Raw genomic sequence first — 404 nt, forward strand, 5'->3', positions numbered from 1 at the left:
TGCTTGGTTAGGCGCCAATGTGACGGTAACTCCTGGCGTAATTATTGGTGAAAATGCAGTAGTTGCTGCGGGCGCCGTGGTTACCCGCGATGTTCCACCCAATGCGGTAGTTGCTGGTATTCCAGCACGCGTAATTAAAGTAATCAAGAATACTAAGGAGGATCAAAAATAATGAGTAATAAGAATAAAGTAGTAATCATCATGGCCGCTTCGAGTGGAATCGGAGCTGCGACAGCAGCAATGCTAGCGCAACAAGGAGCTAAGCTTAGCTTGGCCGCTCGTCGTCTGGATCGATTACAAGAAATCCAAGCTCAATATCCTGAGGCTGAAATCGAAATTTTCAAAGCCGATGTAACCAATGAAGATGAAGTTCAAGCTGTAATTGATGGTACGGTTGCTAAATT

General features: G+C 45.0%; 2 protein-coding genes. Both read left to right on the forward strand.

The window, feature by feature from the left end; translation table 11 throughout:
• A partial coding sequence (locus C1I95_RS37540; RefSeq protein WP_267900741.1) for a DapH/DapD/GlmU-related protein occupies positions 1–172 on the forward strand: 172 nt, incomplete at its 5' end.
• On the forward strand, positions 172–404 hold a 233-nt coding region (locus C1I95_RS37545; protein WP_146605970.1), incomplete at its 3' end, for an SDR family oxidoreductase. The genes C1I95_RS37540 and C1I95_RS37545, both read left to right, overlap by 1 nt.

It is taken from the genome of Micromonospora craterilacus (assembly GCF_003236315.1).
In the GTDB taxonomy this organism is placed as follows: Bacteria; Actinomycetota; Actinomycetes; order Mycobacteriales; family Micromonosporaceae; genus Micromonospora; species Micromonospora craterilacus.